The 15,635-nt window shown below is 54.7% G+C and carries 16 protein-coding genes; 8 read left to right on the top strand and 8 right to left on the bottom strand.

Annotated features, from left to right (window positions below):
- Window positions 1-6: 6 nt before the first annotated feature.
- A complete protein-coding gene (locus WFN75_RS12780) occupies window positions 7-957 on the top strand; it encodes a glycoside hydrolase family 43 protein (RefSeq protein ID WP_336996280.1) in 951 nt (316 codons plus the stop codon).
- Between the two features lie 18 nt (window positions 958-975).
- Here WFN75_RS12780 and ampE read toward each other — a convergent pair whose 3' ends face one another.
- Together ampE and ampD are read right to left on the bottom strand one after the other, a co-directional pair.
- A complete protein-coding gene (gene ampE, locus WFN75_RS12785) occupies window positions 976-1,830 on the bottom strand; it encodes a beta-lactamase regulator AmpE (protein WP_040077145.1) in 855 nt (284 codons plus the stop codon).
- Window positions 1,827-2,390: a 1,6-anhydro-N-acetylmuramyl-L-alanine amidase AmpD gene (gene ampD, locus WFN75_RS12790; RefSeq protein ID WP_040077146.1), complete on the bottom strand. Its 564-nt coding sequence runs from the start codon at window positions 2,388-2,390 to the stop codon at window positions 1,827-1,829. Before ampD ends, ampE begins: the two co-directional genes overlap by 4 nt.
- Before the next feature lie 87 nt (window positions 2,391-2,477).
- On the opposite strand from ampD, the gene nadC reads away from it, so the two are divergent.
- The 4 genes from nadC (at window position 2,478) to hofC (ending at window position 6,586) form a co-directional block, all read left to right on the top strand.
- Window positions 2,478-3,371, top strand: a complete 894-nt coding sequence (gene nadC / locus WFN75_RS12795; protein ID WP_263617161.1) for a carboxylating nicotinate-nucleotide diphosphorylase — start codon at window positions 2,478-2,480, stop codon at window positions 3,369-3,371.
- Between the two features lie 192 nt (window positions 3,372-3,563).
- Window positions 3,564-4,022 carry a prepilin peptidase-dependent pilin gene (ppdD, locus tag WFN75_RS12800; RefSeq protein ID WP_040077149.1) on the top strand — a complete coding sequence of 153 codons (459 nt, stop codon included), beginning with the start codon at window positions 3,564-3,566 and terminating at the stop codon, window positions 4,020-4,022.
- Window positions 4,012-5,397, top strand: a complete 1,386-nt coding sequence (gene gspE / locus WFN75_RS12805; RefSeq protein WP_263617160.1) for a type II secretion system protein GspE — start codon at window positions 4,012-4,014, stop codon at window positions 5,395-5,397. Before ppdD ends, gspE begins: the two co-directional genes overlap by 11 nt.
- Window positions 5,387-6,586 (top strand): protein transport protein HofC, encoded by a 1,200-nt coding sequence (gene hofC, locus WFN75_RS12810; protein ID WP_336996281.1) that lies wholly within the window; start codon window positions 5,387-5,389, stop codon window positions 6,584-6,586. Before gspE ends, hofC begins: the two co-directional genes overlap by 11 nt.
- 31 nt (window positions 6,587-6,617) lie before the next feature.
- Here the strand turns inward: hofC and WFN75_RS12815 are convergent, their stop codons facing one another.
- Window positions 6,618-7,661 (bottom strand): GMP reductase, encoded by a 1,044-nt coding sequence (locus WFN75_RS12815; RefSeq protein WP_040077152.1) that lies wholly within the window; start codon window positions 7,659-7,661, stop codon window positions 6,618-6,620.
- Between the two features lie 227 nt (window positions 7,662-7,888).
- Between WFN75_RS12815 and coaE the strand changes: the two genes are divergently transcribed.
- From coaE to yacG, 3 genes are read left to right on the top strand one after another with little or no spacing between them, the layout of a single operon-like run.
- On the top strand, window positions 7,889-8,509 hold the full coding sequence (gene coaE / locus WFN75_RS12820) for a dephospho-CoA kinase (protein ID WP_336996282.1): 621 nt from the start codon (window positions 7,889-7,891) through the stop codon (window positions 8,507-8,509).
- Complete coding sequence (gene zapD / locus WFN75_RS12825) at window positions 8,509-9,252, top strand: cell division protein ZapD (RefSeq protein ID WP_040077155.1); 744 nt, start codon at window positions 8,509-8,511, stop codon at window positions 9,250-9,252. The genes coaE and zapD overlap by 1 nt, the downstream gene beginning before the upstream one ends.
- A 9-nt stretch (window positions 9,253-9,261) precedes the next feature.
- Window positions 9,262-9,456 (top strand): DNA gyrase inhibitor YacG, encoded by a 195-nt coding sequence (yacG, locus tag WFN75_RS12830; protein WP_040077156.1) that lies wholly within the window; start codon window positions 9,262-9,264, stop codon window positions 9,454-9,456.
- Between the two features lie 34 nt (window positions 9,457-9,490).
- Here the strand turns inward: yacG and mutT are convergent, their stop codons facing one another.
- From mutT to ftsZ, 5 genes are all read right to left on the bottom strand, one after another.
- Entirely contained in the window at window positions 9,491-9,883 is a 393-nt protein-coding gene (mutT, locus tag WFN75_RS12835; RefSeq protein ID WP_207292999.1) for an 8-oxo-dGTP diphosphatase MutT, read from the bottom strand.
- Between the two features lie 57 nt (window positions 9,884-9,940).
- Window positions 9,941-12,646 carry a preprotein translocase subunit SecA gene (secA, locus tag WFN75_RS12840; protein ID WP_040077158.1) on the bottom strand — a complete coding sequence of 902 codons (2,706 nt, stop codon included), beginning with the start codon at window positions 12,644-12,646 and terminating at the stop codon, window positions 9,941-9,943.
- Window positions 12,647-12,706: 60 nt separating this feature from the next.
- The gene (gene secM / locus WFN75_RS12845; RefSeq protein WP_212477213.1) at window positions 12,707-13,207 is read right to left on the bottom strand and encodes a secA translation cis-regulator SecM; all 501 of its coding nucleotides are present in this window, start codon (window positions 13,205-13,207) and stop codon (window positions 12,707-12,709) included.
- A 250-nt stretch (window positions 13,208-13,457) separates the two neighbouring features.
- Window positions 13,458-14,375: a UDP-3-O-acyl-N-acetylglucosamine deacetylase gene (gene lpxC, locus WFN75_RS12850; protein WP_040077161.1), complete on the bottom strand. Its 918-nt coding sequence runs from the start codon at window positions 14,373-14,375 to the stop codon at window positions 13,458-13,460.
- 101 nt (window positions 14,376-14,476) lie between these two features.
- Window positions 14,477-15,628, bottom strand: a complete 1,152-nt coding sequence (gene ftsZ / locus WFN75_RS12855; RefSeq protein ID WP_040077163.1) for a cell division protein FtsZ — start codon at window positions 15,626-15,628, stop codon at window positions 14,477-14,479.
- Window positions 15,629-15,635 lie beyond the last annotated feature (7 nt).

Below are 15,635 nucleotides of genomic sequence, written 5' to 3' on the forward strand. Positions count from 1 at the left end.
CGCGAAATGCGTCACTGGCCAAACCCGTTTATTGAGCAACGTGCCGATCCCTATATTCTCCGGCATGAGGAACAGTATTACTTTATCGCCTCGGTGCCGGAGTACAACCGGCTGGCGATTCGCCGCGCCGATACCCTGGAAGGCCTGCGTGATGCGCAAGAGGTGGTGGTCTGGCATAAACCGGACAGCGGCCCGATGGGTAATCTCATCTGGGCGCCCGAGCTGCATGCGATAGACGGCAAGTGGTATATCTACTTTGCCGCCGCCCATACTCAGGCGCTGGATGAGCTCGGGATGTTCCAGCATCGAATGTACGCGCTGGAGTGTAGCGACAGCGATCCGCTCACCGGTACGTGGGTGGAGAAAGGGCAGATTAAGACGCAGTACGATACGTTTGCCCTGGATGCCACCACCTTTATTCATCAGGGCAAACGCTGGTATTTATGGGCGCAGAAAGCGCCGGATATTGCCGGGAACTCCAATCTATATCTGTGCGAAATGGAGAATCCCTGGACGCTGAAAGGCGAACCCGTTCTGCTAAGCAAACCGGAATTCGACTGGGAGTGCCGGGGCTTTTTGGTGAACGAAGGGCCGGCTATCTTAAGCCATGGTAATCGTCTGTTTATCAGTTACTCCGCCAGCGCGACCGATGAAAATTACTGTATGGGCCTGCTGTGGATCGAGAAAGATGCCGACCCGCGTAATCCGGCGAACTGGCACAAATCGCCGCAGCCGATCTTCACCACCAGCTATGAAAACCGTCAGTACGGCCCGGGGCATAATAGCTTCACGCAGACGGCTGATGGGGAAGATGTGCTGGTCTATCATGCGCGCAACTATACCGAGATAGAAGGCGACCCGCTTTACGATCCCAACCGCCATACCCGCCTGAAGTTAGTTCACTGGAACGAAAACGGGATGCCAGATTTCGGCATCCCGCCTGCAGATAGCGAGTAACAGTTACGGCACGCGGGTTTAGATCAGCGTGCCGTAAATCGTTAGCAGCGCCACAATCACCACGATAACAAACGAGGTTTTCTTGGCCATCGACACGGCAGCTTTTGGCGTGGCGATTTTGTCGGTATGCGGCTCGCGCGCCAGCGAGAACTGCGCCAGACGGGTCAGAACCTGGTATTGCGAAGTGCGGCGATCCCCGAGCGACGCAAACCAGGCAGGTAACGCTTTTTCGCCATGACCAATCAAGGCATAGACTACACCGACCAGGCGCACCGGCAGCCAGTCCAGCACATGCAGAATGGCATCAATGCCTGATTGCAGTCGTTCGTGTGGTGTCAGGTAGCGCGCCAGCCAGCTCTGCCAGGCGCGTAAAAACGCATAGCCCATCAGCAGCACCGGTCCCCACGGGCCGCCAACCACAAACCAGAACAGCGGCGCCAGATAGAAACGGTAGTTAATCCACAGCAAGGCATTTTGCAGCTCGCGCAGAAACTCCCGCTCGTCGCAGTCAGGCGGCACACCGTGAATAAGAGTTAACTCGCTGGCCATGGCACCCCGGGCGTGGCTGTCGTTGCGCGCAGCCGCTTTCAGGTAAGCGTGGTAGTGCAAACGCACTTTCCCGGCACCAATACAGAGCACGCCGAGCAAAATCCAGACCACCAGCAAAGGGACGTTAAAAAAGAGGCCGTGTAAGGCGCGTAACAGCAAGAAGACCACCAACATGACGCCGGCGGTCATTATTAACGTACGCAGTAACGAGAAATGTTTAATCCGACGGAAAAAGATCTCCGACCGGTGATCCAGTTGCCAGTGTTCGCCCAGCTTAAATAAGCGCTCAGCGATCATAACCAGCAGTATGGTGAACAACGTCATGTCATCTCCTTGTCTGACGAAGCGTTAAGCATGGCGTGGAATCGGCTCCAGTCAAAGGCCGGGCCGGGATCGGTTTTTCTCACCGGTGCGATATCACTATGCCCGGTAATGTGGTTAGCCATTTCCGGATAGCACGCGATCAGCAGGCGGGTTATCGCAACCAGCGCATGATATTGCGCATCGGTATAGGGCAGCACATCTGTGCCTTCCAGCTCTATTCCGATGGAGAAATCATTACAGCGTTCTCGCCCTTGATAAGTCGATACGCCCGCATGCCAGGCTCGCTTGTCAAAAGGAACATACTGGACGATTTCGCCATCACGGCGAATCAGGCAGTGGGCAGAAACCCGCAAATGCGCGATTTCCGCAAAGAAGGGGTGCGCGTTGGGATCTATCGTTCCGGTAAAGAGCGCGTCAATCCATGGGCCCCCGAACTCCCCCGGTGGCAGACTGATGTTATGCACCACCAGCAGCGAGGGGGTGACCTCTTCAGGGCGGCAATCGTGGTGTGGCGAGGGCACACGCCGTGCATCCACCAGCCATCCATGTTCCAACTGCATGCGGGCTCTCCTTATTTATGGTGCTGATACCCGGTTCAGAGTAGCATGTTTCAATCTTATGATTCGTTACCAATTTGGAGTTTTATCATGCCGCCTCGCCGCTACAACCCCGACCAGAGACGTGACGCACTTCTGGAACGTATTAATCTGGATATACCGGCAAGTGTCGCGCACGCCCTGCGCGAAGATCTGGGAGGCGATGTTAACGCCGACAACGACATCACTGCTCTGCTTTTGCCAAAAGAAGCGCACTCTCACGCGGTGGTGATCACCCGTGAAGCGGGGATCTTCTGTGGTAAACGCTGGGTAGAAGAGGTCTTTACCCAGCTGGCGAGAGATGAGGTGCATGTCACCTGGCATGTTGCGGATGGCGATAGCGTGACCGAAAATCAGCCGCTGTTTGAACTCAATGGCCCTTCCCGCGTATTGCTGACGGGTGAACGCACCGCACTCAATTTTGTGCAAACCCTGTCAGGCGTGGCCAGCGAAGTACACCGTTACGTGGCCTTACTGGAAGGTACGCATACTCAGCTACTGGACACCCGTAAAACTCTACCAGGCCTGCGCACGGCGCTGAAATACGCCGTCATCTGCGGTGGTGGAGCGAACCATCGCTTAGGGTTATCCGATGCGTTTCTGATTAAAGAAAACCACATTATCGCCTCTGGCTCCGTACGCCAGGCGGTAGAGAAAGCCTTCTGGCTGCATCCGGATGTGCCGGTAGAAGTGGAGGTAGAAAGCCTGGATGAACTGGAAGAGGCGCTGAAAGCCGGGGCCGATATCATCATGCTGGATAACTTCACGACCGATCAGATGCGTGAAGCCGTGAAACGTACCCAGGGCCAGGCTCGCCTGGAGGTCTCTGGCAACGTCACGCATGAAACAATCCGTGAGTTCGCCCAGACAGGCGTTGACTATATCTCCGTCGGAGCGCTGACCAAGCACGTACGCGCGCTCGACCTGTCGATGCGTTTTAAATAGTTCCCGCTCACCCGGCCGGCGCTCCGGTCGGGCTTTTCTCCGCCCCTTTTTACGATCCTTCTCGCAGCGTTGTTTCTCCTCTCTGCAAGCGCGTCATAACCTTCTGAAGCCGCCTCCACGAAACCATTTTTGTCGCTCGCCCTGACGATAACAGGCTGACACAGTGTCGCCAGTTAACCACAGGAGCGACACATGAACAGACAACAAGGATTTACGCTAATTGAACTGATGGTGGTCATAGGGATCATCGCGATACTGAGCGCCATTGGCATCCCCGCTTATCAAAACTATCTGCGAAAAGCGGCCCTCACCGACATGCTACAAACCTTTATTCCTTACCGCACCGCAGTCGAACTCTGCGCGCTGGATCATGGCGGAACGGATAGCTGCGACGCGGGTGCGAATGGTATCCCCTCTCCGGCGACGTCCCGCTACGTCTCTGCGATGTCTGTCGCCAATGGTGCTGTGACCCTGACGGGTCAGGAGAGTCTGAATGGCCTGAGCGTAGCCCTGACCCCAGTCTGGGATAATGGCAACGGCATTACGGGCTGGACTCGCACCTGCACGATCAGCGATGACAGCGCCCTGAAGCAGGCCTGCGAAGATGTGTTCCGCTTTACGGATCCAGCAGGAGAGGCAGATGAATCCTGAGAAACTGATGGCGCTGTGTCAGCGCCATAACGCGCTACTCCTCAACAGCACCGAGGCACGGTTGAGCATTGCCGTGCTGGGCCAGCCGGCGCCAGAGATGCTGGATGCACTGCGCTTCGCAACGCAAAAAAACGTCGATATTGAATGCTGGAGTGCCGAACGCATGGAGAAATACCGACAGGCGGCCTCGCAATCCCATCTTCCCGTCCAGGCCGATACCGGGCGTTCGGCGGTGGAGATCCTCAACCGTACGCTGAGTCACGCCCTTGAACAGCGCGCTTCGGATATTCATATCGAACCTGCAGATGAGATCTGGCAAATTCGGCTACGCATTGATGGCGTGCTCTATTCCCAGCAGCCCCTCTCCGTGGCGCTGGGTACTAGCCTGACGGCACGACTTAAGGTGCTTGGCAATCTCGATATCGCCGAACGTCGGCTGCCGCAGGATGGGCAATTCACGGTTGAACTCTCGGGCGCACCGGTGTCATTTCGCATCGCCACCCTGCCCTGCCGTCGCGGCGAAAAAATCGTACTCCGCCTGCTTCAACAGGTACAACAAGCCCATCAGCTTGACCAGTTGGGGATGGCCTCTTCTCAGTTGCACTGTTTTCGTGAGGCGTTGATGAAACCACAAGGGCTAATCCTGGTGACCGGCCCCACCGGCAGTGGGAAAACAGTCTCCCTATACAGTGCCCTCCAGACGCGCAATGCGCCTGAAGTGAACATCTGCAGCGTTGAGGATCCCATCGAAATCCCCCTGGAGGGGCTGAACCAGACGCAGATCAATCCCCGGGCAGGATTGACGTTCCAGAGCGTACTGCGCGCTTTTCTTAGGCAAGACCCGGATATCATTATGGTGGGCGAAATCCGTGACGGTGAAACAGCGGAAATTGCTATGAATGCGGCACAAACCGGACATCTGGTGCTTTCTACCCTGCACACCAACTCAACGGCGGAGACGCTGGTGCGTTTGCAGCAGATGGGGGTGGCGCGCTGGATGATCTCATCGGCGTTATCGCTGGTTATCGCGCAACGCCTGGTACGCCGACTCTGCCCTCATTGCCGCCAACAAACAGAACGCGAAGTGCCGCTGCCCGGCACATTGTGGCCAGGGCCGCTGCCGCACTGGCTGCCCGCTGGCTGTGACCGTTGTTATCATGGTTTTTATGGCCGGGTGGCGATATTTGAAGTGATGGCGATCAGTAGCGATCTTCGCCTGGCCATTGCGCGTGGTGCGCCAGTTGAAGAGATTGAAGCGCATGCACGTCAGGCAGGCATGATGACGCTGTTCGAACATGGCTGTATGGCCGTGGAAGAAGGGAAAACCACGCTGGAGGAGCTGGTGCGCGTGTTAGGAATGCCACATGGCCAGTGAACAGCTGTGGCGATGGCGCGCCCTTAATCAGCAGGGCGTAAGCATAGAGGGGGCCATCCTGGCCCCTGACCGTGAAAGTGCATGGCAAAAGCTGCAAGATAATGCGCTTTTCCCGCTATCATTGCGTCGCGGCACGCTGCGTCAGGCGCACTGGCAGCCCCAGCATCGCTATGAGGTCATCCATCAGTTGGCTACGTTGCTACAGGCAGGTTTAACGCTATCGGCCTCTCTGGAGCTACTTGCACAGCAACATCCGGTTAAACACTGGCAGGCGCTATTGCAGAGCGTCGCCGAGGATCTCAGCGCGGGTAGCCCCTTTTCCGATACGCTCAAGAAATGGCCTGACGTGTTCCCGCCGCTCTACATCTCAATGATGAAAACCGGAGAACTGACCGGTAAGCTCGATGAGTGTTGCCGTCAGCTCGCTATTCAGCAAAAAACGCAACAGCAGCTCAGCGCAAAGGTTAAAAAGGCACTCCGCTACCCCATTATCATCCTTTCGCTGGCCATCGCCGTCGTACTGGCGATGGTGACGATGGTCCTACCCGAATTTGCTGCTATCTACAAAACCTTTAATACACCTTTACCCGCACTCACGCAGGGCGTGATGGCCGCAGCCGCGTTTTTACAACGCTGGGGTTGGGTCTTTTTGGTTCTGCTGGTTGCTGCTGGTTTAGGCCTGCTGGGGCTGCGTCGCCACCCGCCCTGGCAAAGGGTGACGATGCGCCTGCTCCTTAGGTGCCCCCTGATCGGTACGCTTGTGCGGGGTCAAAAGCTTAGCCAAATATTTACCGTGCTGTCACTCACCCAACAGGCAGGCATCACCTTTCTGCAGGGGCTGGAGAGCACCGAAGAGACAATGGAGTGCCCATTCTGGCGCGACAAACTGCAGGCGATTCGCCAGCGCGTGATGCAGAGCTCGCCCATCTGGTCAGCATTCAACACTGCGGGCCTGTTTACGCCACTCTGCATTCAACTGGTTCGCACCGGTGAAGTTTCTGGCGCACTGGATACCATGCTCTATAACCTGGCGCAGCATCATAATGCGCAGACCTTTCAACACGCGGATGACCTCGCGTCTCTGCTGGAACCGCTCCTGTTGATTGTGACGGGCGTCATTATTGGCACGCTGGTGGTGGCGATGTACCTGCCTATATTTCATTTGGGGGATGCGATGAGCGGGGGATAACGCTGGCGCGCTGAGGCGCCAGCGAGAAGGATTACAGGCTATTGAAAACGCGGTTTTCCTGTTCCTGAACGCGGATAAAGGTCGTGCGCTTAGTCAGCTCTTTCAGGCGAGATGCACCCACGTAGGTACAAGCTGAACGCAGGCCGCCCAGAATGTCGCGTGCGGTGTGATCCACCGGGCCACGTAGAGGCAGCTTCACGGTTTTTCCTTCAGCGGCGCGGTATTTCGCCACACCCCCGACGTGTCGGGTCATGGCGGATTCGGAACTCATGCCGTAGAAGAGCATGAATTTCTCGCCATTCTCTTCAACGATGTTGCCGCCGCTCTCTTCATGCCCTGCCAGCATCCCACCCAGCATCACGAAATCTGCGCCGCCGCCGAACGCTTTAGCCACGTCACCGGGTGTGGTGCAGCCGCCATCGCTGATGATTTGCCCGCCCAGGCCATGCGCCGCATCGGCACACTCAATGACTGCAGAGAGTTGGGGATAGCCGACACCGGTTTTGACGCGGGTTGTGCAGACGGAGCCCGGACCGATACCAACTTTTACGATATCAGCGCCAGAAAGAATCAGCTCTTCACACATTTCGCCGGTTACCACGTTGCCCGCGATAATGGTCTTCGTTGGCCAGGCTTCGCGCGCCTTGCTAACGAACTGTACGAAGTGTTCGGAGTAACCGTTAGCCACATCGATACAGACAAAGTTCAGGGCCGGGTTAGCGGTAAGGATCTGTTTGGTTTTCTCGAAATCGGCATCAGAGGTGCCGGTAGAAACCATGACGTGCTTCAGCACGTTCTCGGAAGCGGCGCTGGCGAACGCACTCCACTCTTCCACGCTGTAATGCTTATGCACCGCGGTCAGAATGTCGAAGCTTGCCAGAGCTGTCGCCATTGCAAAAGTACCCACGGTATCCATGTTGGCGGCGATAATTGGCACACCAGACCAGGTCTGACCGGAATGTTTGAAGGTGAATTGACGTTCGAGTTCAACGTCTGAGCGGCTCTTGAGGGTAGAGCGTTTAGGGCGGATAAGAACGTCTTTAAAACCTAACTTCAGATCTTCTTCGATACGCATTAGCGGATTCCTGGGGTCAATGGCGAAAAACGAAACTCACAACTCCAGTGACGCTATCATACGCACTAATACTGGCTGCGCAAGACTGCGAAATTCTCTTTTTTTACGCTACAATCCTATAAATTTACCTGCTCAAAAGTAAGTAAACAGGGCTAAACCTTGATTGCTGAATGATTAAATTTTAAGCAATTGATTTTAATAATGAATAATTCCCAGGATTTTGTTTAATGGGGTACATCGTTGCGTTAACGGGGGGCATTGGCAGTGGCAAAAGCACTGTTGCTGACGCCTTCTCTCATCTGGGTGTCACGATAATTGACTCCGATATTATTGCCCGTCAGGTGGTAGAACCGAATACACCCGCACTTCAGGCCATTGCCGAACATTTTGGTAGCCAGCTTATTGCGCCGGATGGCACGTTAAATCGTCGCATGCTGCGCGAGCGTATCTTCTCTCATCCCGACGAAAAAGCCTGGCTCAACGCCCTCCTCCACCCCTTAATTCAGCAAGAGACTCAACGGCAGATTGCTGCAGCAACCTCACCTTACGTGATGTGGGTGGTCCCCCTGCTGGTGGAGAATTGTCTGCACGATAAAGCCGATCGGATTCTGGTGGTCGACGTCTCTCAAGAGACCCAAATTCAGCGCACCATGGCGCGTGATAACGTTGCGCGCCATCATGCGGAAACTATTCTGGCCGCGCAGGCCACGCGTGAAGCACGCCTTGCCGTCGCGGATGATGTTATTAATAATGACGGCGCACCGGATGCCATTGCATCCGCTGTTGCCCGCCTGCATGCACAATACCTGCAACTTGCAGCGCAGGCCGATTCACAGGAAAAGCCATAATGCACACCCACATTCTGTTTGAGCATCCGCTCAATGAAAAAATGCGTACCTGGTTGCGCATCGAGTTTTTAGTCCAGCAGCTGTCAAATTCTCTTCCGGTTAATAACCACACCTCAGCCCTGCACTTCTTTCGCAATGTTGGCGATCTGCTGGATGTGTTAGAGCGCGGTGAAGTCCGTACGGAGCTGTTAAAAGAGCTGGAGCGCCAGCATCGTAAACTGCAGGCATGGGCTGAAGTCCCTGGAGTAGATAACAGTCGTATCGACGCGCTGCGTCAGCAGCTAAAAAACAGCAGCGGAATACTGATGAGTGCGCCGCGTATTGGCCAGTTCTTGCGTGAAGATCGCCTGATTGCGCTGGTACGTCAGCGTTTGAGCATCCCGGGTGGCTGCTGTAGTTTTGATTTACCCACCCTGCACATTTGGCTGCATATGCCCCAGGCGCAACGTGATGCGCAGGTCCAGAGTTGGCTTCAGAGCCTGGAGCCGCTTATTCAGGCCTTATCCTTAATTCTGGATTTGATTCGCAACTCGGCGCAGTTCCGTAAACAGACCAGTCTGAATGGTTTTTACCAGGATAATGGAGAAGATGCCGACCTGCTGCGTCTGAATCTGGCGCTGGACGAGCAGCTCTACCCGCAGATTTCAGGCCATAAAAGCCGTTTTGCGATCCGTTTTATGCCGTTAGATAGCGAACATGGCGTGGTGCCAGAACGTCTCGATTTCGAGCTGGCGTGTTGTTAAGGAGTAAAGATGTCTGATGTTACGACAGTAAACTGCCCGACCTGCGGTAAAGCCGTGGTCTGGAGCGAGCAAAGTCCGTTTCGCCCATTTTGTTGCAAGCGTTGTCAGCTTATTGATCTGGGTGAATGGGCTGCCGAAGAGAAACGTATTCCCAGCGCGGGCGATCTCTCAGACAGCGATGACTGGAGCGAGGAACAGCGCTAAGACGCAAAGCCTGCCGGCGCATAGTCCGGCAGACTCACTGGCCCCGTTTCAGGCGTGAAATCACCGGCTCGTTCGCAGGTGGGAACTTCTCCGCATCCAGCTCACTTTGCGCAACCCAGCTCCCTGGCTGCCCCTCCTTGCCCCACGGCTCACCGTCCCAGCTCTCCACCAGCCAGAACCACAGAGTGATATGGCGATCGGGAAACTGGTACTCCAGTTTTTCATAAAGCGTCGCACCCTGAGGAGTGATGCCAACCTCTTCCTGTAATTCACGCACCAGCGCCTGCTCTGCACTTTCGCCCGCTTCAATTTTACCGCCCGGAAATTCCCACTTGTTGGCCATATGGGCATCGGCGGCACGCTGAGTGATAAAAATTTGCTGTTTCGCGTTACGGATAATACCGGTCGAGATATTCAATACTTTCATCGAATTACACCTATAAAAAAGGCGCAGAACGCTGCGCCTTTTTAGTCAGTTCATCACTTAGCTCAGGCGACCGTGGCACGCCTTATATTTTTTACCCGAACCACATGGGCAAGGATCATTGCGACCCACTTTGCGATCCCCACTCTGCGCGGCAATAGCGGCTGCGGCCTCGCTGTCATCCGTCTGGTGGCTTAGCTGCTGCATCTGGGCCAGACGCTCAGCTTCTTCACGACGCTGCTGCTCCATCGCTTCCACCTCTTCCGGCATACGGACCTGAACTTTGCTCAGGGTGCTGATCACTTCATATTTGAGTGACTCCAGCATGGCGGCGAACATCGCAAAGGATTCACGCTTGTACTCCTGCTTAGGATCTTTCTGCGCATAGCCACGCAGGTGGATACCCTGACGCAGATAATCCATCGCAGCCAGGTGCTCTTTCCACAGAGAGTCCAGCGTCTGCAGCATTACGCCTTTTTCGAAGTGGCGCATCATCTCTGCACCCACAACCTCTTCTTTGCGTTTATAGACTTCTACCGCAGAAGCGAAGATGCGTTCACGCAACGTCTCTTCATGCAGCTCTGGCTCTTTATCCAGCCACTCTTTAATCGGCAGGTCGAGGTCGAAGTCGTTTTTCAGGCGCTCCTGCAGCCCTTCCACGTCCCACATCTCTTCCAGGGACTGCGGAGGAATATGTCCGTCGATAGTCGCTTTGAAGACGTCTTCGCGGATGCTGTCGATGGTTTCGCTCACATCAGACACGTCCAGCAGTTCGTTACGCTGGGTGTAGATCGCACGACGCTGGTCGTTCGCTACATCATCGTATTCCAGCAGCTGTTTACGAATATCGAAGTTGCGGCTTTCTACTTTACGCTGTGCGTTGGCAATCGCTTTGGTCACCCATGGGTGCTCGATGGCTTCGCCCGGCTTCATCCCCAGCTTACGCATCATGCCGGAAACGCGGTCGGAGGCGAAGATACGCATCAGGGCATCTTCCATAGACAGGTAGAAGCGAGAAGAACCGGCATCACCCTGACGACCCGCACGGCCACGCAGCTGGTTATCGATACGACGTGATTCGTGACGTTCCGTGCCGATAATATGCAAGCCACCTGCAGCCAGCACTGCATCGTGACGCACCTGCCACTCGGCTTTGATCTGAGCAATCTGCTCCGGAGTTGGATTTTCCAGCTCGGCCACTTCAGCCTGCCAGCTACCACCCAGCATGATATCGGTACCACGGCCTGCCATGTTGGTGGCGATGGTCACGGCAGAGGGATAACCCGCCTGCGCAACGATATCTGCCTCTTTCGCGTGGAATTTGGCGTTCAGTACGTTGTGCTTGATACCTGCTTTCGTCAGTTCATTCGAGACCACTTCCGATTTTTCGATGGAAATCGTACCTACCAGCACCGGTTGACCGGCAGCGGTACGATCGCGAATATCTTCAATGATGGCCTGAATTTTTTCTGCTTCGGTCATATAGACCAGATCCGGCATGTCCTTACGGATCATTGGACGGTTGGTCGGCACCACAACGGTATCCAGCTTATAGATAGAGCTGAATTCGAAGGCTTCAGTATCTGCCGTACCGGTCATGCCTGCCAGCTTCTCGTACAGACGGAAGTAGTTCTGGAAGGTAATAGACGCCAGCGTCTGGTTTTCATTCTGGATGTCGACGCCCTCTTTGGCTTCGACAGCCTGATGCAAACCGTCGGACCAGCGGCGGCCCTGCATGGTACGGCCAGTGTGCTCATCAACGATGATCACTTCGCCGTCTTTCACAATGTAATCAACGTCGCGGGTAAACAGGACGTGAGCACGCAGCGCAGCGGTGACGTGGTGCATGAGCATGATATTGGTCGGGGAGTAGAGTGACTCACCCTCGTCCATAATGCCCTGCGCAACCAGCAGCTCTTCAATTTGCACCAGGCCGCGTTCGGTCAGGTTAACCTGACGCGCTTTTTCATCCACAGAGAAGTGGCCTTCACCCTGGAAGGTATCCGAGTCCTCTTTTTCCTGACGAATCAGATGTGGGATGATTTTGTCGACTTTGCGGTACATTTCAGAGCTGTCTTCCGCCGGACCGGAGATGATCAGCGGCGTACGTGCTTCATCGATGAGAATGGAGTCAACTTCATCCACCAGCGCATAGTGCAGTTTACGCTGTACGCGCTCTTCCGGGCTAAACGCCATGTTGTCACGCAGGTAGTCGAAGCCGTATTCGTTGTTGGTCCCGTAAGTGATGTCGGCGTTATACGCTTCACGCTTGGCGGGTGCTGGCAGACCAGACATGTTGATGCCTACGGTCATGCCTAAGAATTCGAACAGGGGACGGTTGTTTTCGGCGTCACGCTGCGCCAGATAGTCGTTGACGGTTACCACGTGAACGCCTTTACCGGAGAGCGCGTTCAGGTACGCCGGCAGCGTTGCGGTCAGGGTTTTACCTTCACCGGTACGCATCTCTGCGATGCAGCGATCGTTCAGGACCATACCACCCAACAGCTGCACGTCGAAGTGACGCATCCCAAATACGCGCTTACTCGCCTCACGTACCACAGCAAATGCTTCAGGGATCAGGCTTTCTACGGTCTCGCCTTTTTCAAGACGCGCGCGGAATTCAGCGGTCTTCGCTTTCAGCTCGTCATCGGACAGTTTTTCCATTTCTGGCTCAAGGCCATTGATGACGGTGACAGCTTTACGCATGCGGCGCAGGGTACGATCGTTACGACTACCAAAAACTTTAGTTAATAATTTGATTAGCATAATAAAATCTCAAACATCCCGGTCAGGATAGATAAATTAAGTGATTAAAAAACGATTAATTTAACTGAGATGTTGAGGCCCGGCGCGGATACCCTGCACCTGGCTTATCCAGGCGGATACAAAGAAGGTCGATTCCGGGGCTAACGAGATAACCGCAGGCTGAGGCAGGGTAGCCAGCGGTTTACTCTGCTGCGTTAGCAGCGTGTTGAGCGTATCAAGCAGCGCAAGATGGTGCGCCTGTACTGGCAGCGACTCTTCGATGGCAGGCAGCGCCTGCGGCGCCATCGCAAATGAGAGATGACGAATGACGGTACGAATCGCATGCTGGTGCCAGTAATCCACCGTGAAATTGGTACGGCGGTTCGCTTCCAGCAGCGCAAGATTGGTGAAATTAACGCGGGTGGTGAAATCATGGGTGGCGGACGTCTTCGCCGGCGTCGATGCCTCAGCGCTGTTGCTGAGCGCAGGCAAACCGAGACTCGCCGCGACCATCCCCAACAGGAGATGCGGCCAGAAGTAACGTCTGCCAAATTGTCGCCAGCGCGTCAGAATTCCGCTCAATTGCCCCACCACAATAAGAGAGCCACAAGGCTCACAATTTGATTTTGTTTATTTTCGCGTCCAGATATTACCACTAAAGGCCATACACAGCAGCAGTAATGAGGCACAGAGAGAGTTAAAAATGGTCATGAAACCAGCAAACGCGCCGTTGACCGCAAAATTCAGGAAAGACAAAAACAAAAAAGACTGGTATCCCTGGCCGGAGAGAGTGCCAGGTTAACCAGTCTATTTTAGTTAACGGGTGTAACCGTTAGGCCAGAACAGTGCTTGGTGCTTTGAACGCCAGCGGCAGTTCTGCTTCGTCCTGGAAGGTCACATATTCCCATGCTTCCTGTTTAGCCAGTACAGCCTGCAACAGTTTATTGTTCAGCGCATGACCGGATTTATACGCGGTAAATGCACCAATAATGTTGTGACCACACATAAACAGGTCGCCAATCGCATCCAGCATTTTGTGACGAACAAATTCATCTTCAAAACGCAGGCCGTCTTCATTCAGTACGCGATAATCGTCAACAACGATGGCACAATCGAAGCTGCCGCCCAGGCACAGGCCACGGGACTGCAGATATTCGATATCACGCATGAACCCGAAAGTACGGGCGCGACTGATTTGACGCATAAACGCATCAGCAGAGAAGTTCATCGCATAGCGTTGGGTGCTGGAATCAATCGCCGGATGGTTAAAGTCGATGGTAAAGTCCAACGAAAAACCATTAAACGGTCTGAATTCAGCCCATTTGTCGCCATCTTCAACGCGAACGGTCTCTTTGATACGAACAAATTTCTTCGCACTGTTCAGCTCTTCGATGCCGGCATCCAGCAACAGATAAACAAACGGTGCAGCACTGCCGTCCATAATCGGGATTTCTGGCGCATCGACTTCAACAATAATGTTGTCGATACCCAGGCCCGCCAGCGCGGCGTTAAGGTGCTCTACGGTAGAAATCCGCACGTCATGCTCGTTCACCAGGCAAGTACAGAGCATAGTATCACGCACAGATTTGGCATCGGCCGGGAAATCTACCGGTGGATTCAAGTCGGTGCGACGATAGATGACCCCGGTGTTTGCCGGCGCAGGGCGCAGCGTCAGCGTGACTTTCTTGCCGGTATGTAAACCGACACCCGTCGCCTGAACGATACGTTTTAATGTCCTTTGTTTGATCATCGTATAATCTCGCCAAATTACTTATCCAACCGAGAGTGTATATCACTATCGGCAGGGCAGTTTAGCACAAAGAGCGCAAATCCCCAAATTCCAGCCTAATCCTAGTCAGCTTGCTTACGCAGGAACGCTGGGATGTCCAGATAATCCGGTTCTTTCTGGGTTTGCGGTGTATTGTCATTAACCACTTTCGCGGCCGGTTTCTGCTCCTGCGTCAGCGGGGTCATGCCGTGCTGCGGGTAGCGATCCATAACTGGCTGCTGAGTCTGTTTGTTAGTGACAAGCGTGATCTCAGGGCGCTTGTCCATGCCGATGCCAGTTGCAACAACGGTAACGCGCAGTTCGTCGTTCATCTCTGGATCCAGAGAGGTACCGATAACCACGGTCGCGTTGTCAGAAGCGAACGCACGAATGGTGTTACCCACCGTTTCGAACTCATCCAGACGCAGGTCGAAGCCGGCGGTGATGTTAACCAGCACGCCGCGCGCACCAGAGAGGTCGATATCTTCCAGCAGCGGAGAGGAGATCGCCATTTCAGCGGCTTCTTCAGCACGGTCTTCACCGCTTGCCACGCCGGAGCCCATCATCGCGTAGCCCATTTCGGACATCACGGTGCGAACGTCTGCAAAGTCGACGTTCATCAGACCCGGACGGGTAATCAGCTCAGCGATACCCTGAACGGCGCCTTTCAGCACGTCGTTCGCAGCACCGAAGGCATCCAGCAGGGAGATACCGCGACCCAGCACTTTCAGCAGCTTGTCGTTCGGGATAGTAATCAGCGAGTCCACATGTTTGGACAGCTCAGTAATACCCTGCTCCGCAAACGCCATACGTTTTTTGCCTTCAAAGTTGAAAGGCTTAGTGACGACAGCAACGGTCAGAATACCTAAATCTTTTGCAACTTCAGCCACCACTGGCGCAGCACCCGTGCCGGTACCACCACCCATGCCAGCTGCGATGAACACCATGTCTGCACCATCCAGCGCAGCACGCAGTGCTTCACGGTCTTCTTCGGCAGCGTTACGGCCGACTTCCGGGTTAGCCCCAGCGCCCAGACCTTTCGTGATGCCGCCACCGATCTGAATCGTCTGGCCGACAGCCGTCTTTCGCAGGGCCTGAGCGTCGGTGTTAACTGCAAAGAATTCCACGCCTTCGATGCGTTCACGCACCATGTGCTCTACGGCGTTACCGCCGCCGCCACCGACGCCGATGACTTTAATCACCGCGTCGTTGGTTAATTCCATAGGTTCAAACATAGTTTCT

This window comes from Leclercia sp. UBA7405 (genome assembly GCF_037152215.1).
GTDB lineage: Bacteria > Pseudomonadota > Gammaproteobacteria > Enterobacterales > Enterobacteriaceae > Enterobacter > Enterobacter pneumoniae.

Coding starts and splice junctions, on each gene's coding strand:
- lpxC (WP_040077161.1), bottom strand. CDS start 14,375: ATGATCAAACAAAGGACATTAAAACGTATCGTTCAGGCGACGGGTGTC.
- WFN75_RS12780 (WP_336996280.1), top strand. CDS start 7: ATGCGTCACTGGCCAAACCCGTTTATTGAGCAACGTGCCGATCCCTAT.
- nadC (WP_263617161.1), top strand. CDS start 2,478: ATGCCGCCTCGCCGCTACAACCCCGACCAGAGACGTGACGCACTTCTG.
- ampD (WP_040077146.1), bottom strand. CDS start 2,390: ATGCAGTTGGAACATGGATGGCTGGTGGATGCACGGCGTGTGCCCTCG.
- zapD (WP_040077155.1), top strand. CDS start 8,509: ATGCACACCCACATTCTGTTTGAGCATCCGCTCAATGAAAAAATGCGT.
- mutT (WP_207292999.1), bottom strand. CDS start 9,883: ATGAAAGTATTGAATATCTCGACCGGTATTATCCGTAACGCGAAACAG.
- gspE (WP_263617160.1), top strand. CDS start 4,012: ATGAATCCTGAGAAACTGATGGCGCTGTGTCAGCGCCATAACGCGCTA.
- coaE (WP_336996282.1), top strand. CDS start 7,889: ATGGGGTACATCGTTGCGTTAACGGGGGGCATTGGCAGTGGCAAAAGC.
- ampE (WP_040077145.1), bottom strand. CDS start 1,830: ATGACGTTGTTCACCATACTGCTGGTTATGATCGCTGAGCGCTTATTT.
- WFN75_RS12815 (WP_040077152.1), bottom strand. CDS start 7,661: ATGCGTATCGAAGAAGATCTGAAGTTAGGTTTTAAAGACGTTCTTATC.
- secA (WP_040077158.1), bottom strand. CDS start 12,646: ATGCTAATCAAATTATTAACTAAAGTTTTTGGTAGTCGTAACGATCGT.
- yacG (WP_040077156.1), top strand. CDS start 9,262: ATGTCTGATGTTACGACAGTAAACTGCCCGACCTGCGGTAAAGCCGTG.
- hofC (WP_336996281.1), top strand. CDS start 5,387: ATGGCCAGTGAACAGCTGTGGCGATGGCGCGCCCTTAATCAGCAGGGC.
- ftsZ (WP_040077163.1), bottom strand. CDS start 15,628: ATGTTTGAACCTATGGAATTAACCAACGACGCGGTGATTAAAGTCATC.
- ppdD (WP_040077149.1), top strand. CDS start 3,564: ATGAACAGACAACAAGGATTTACGCTAATTGAACTGATGGTGGTCATA.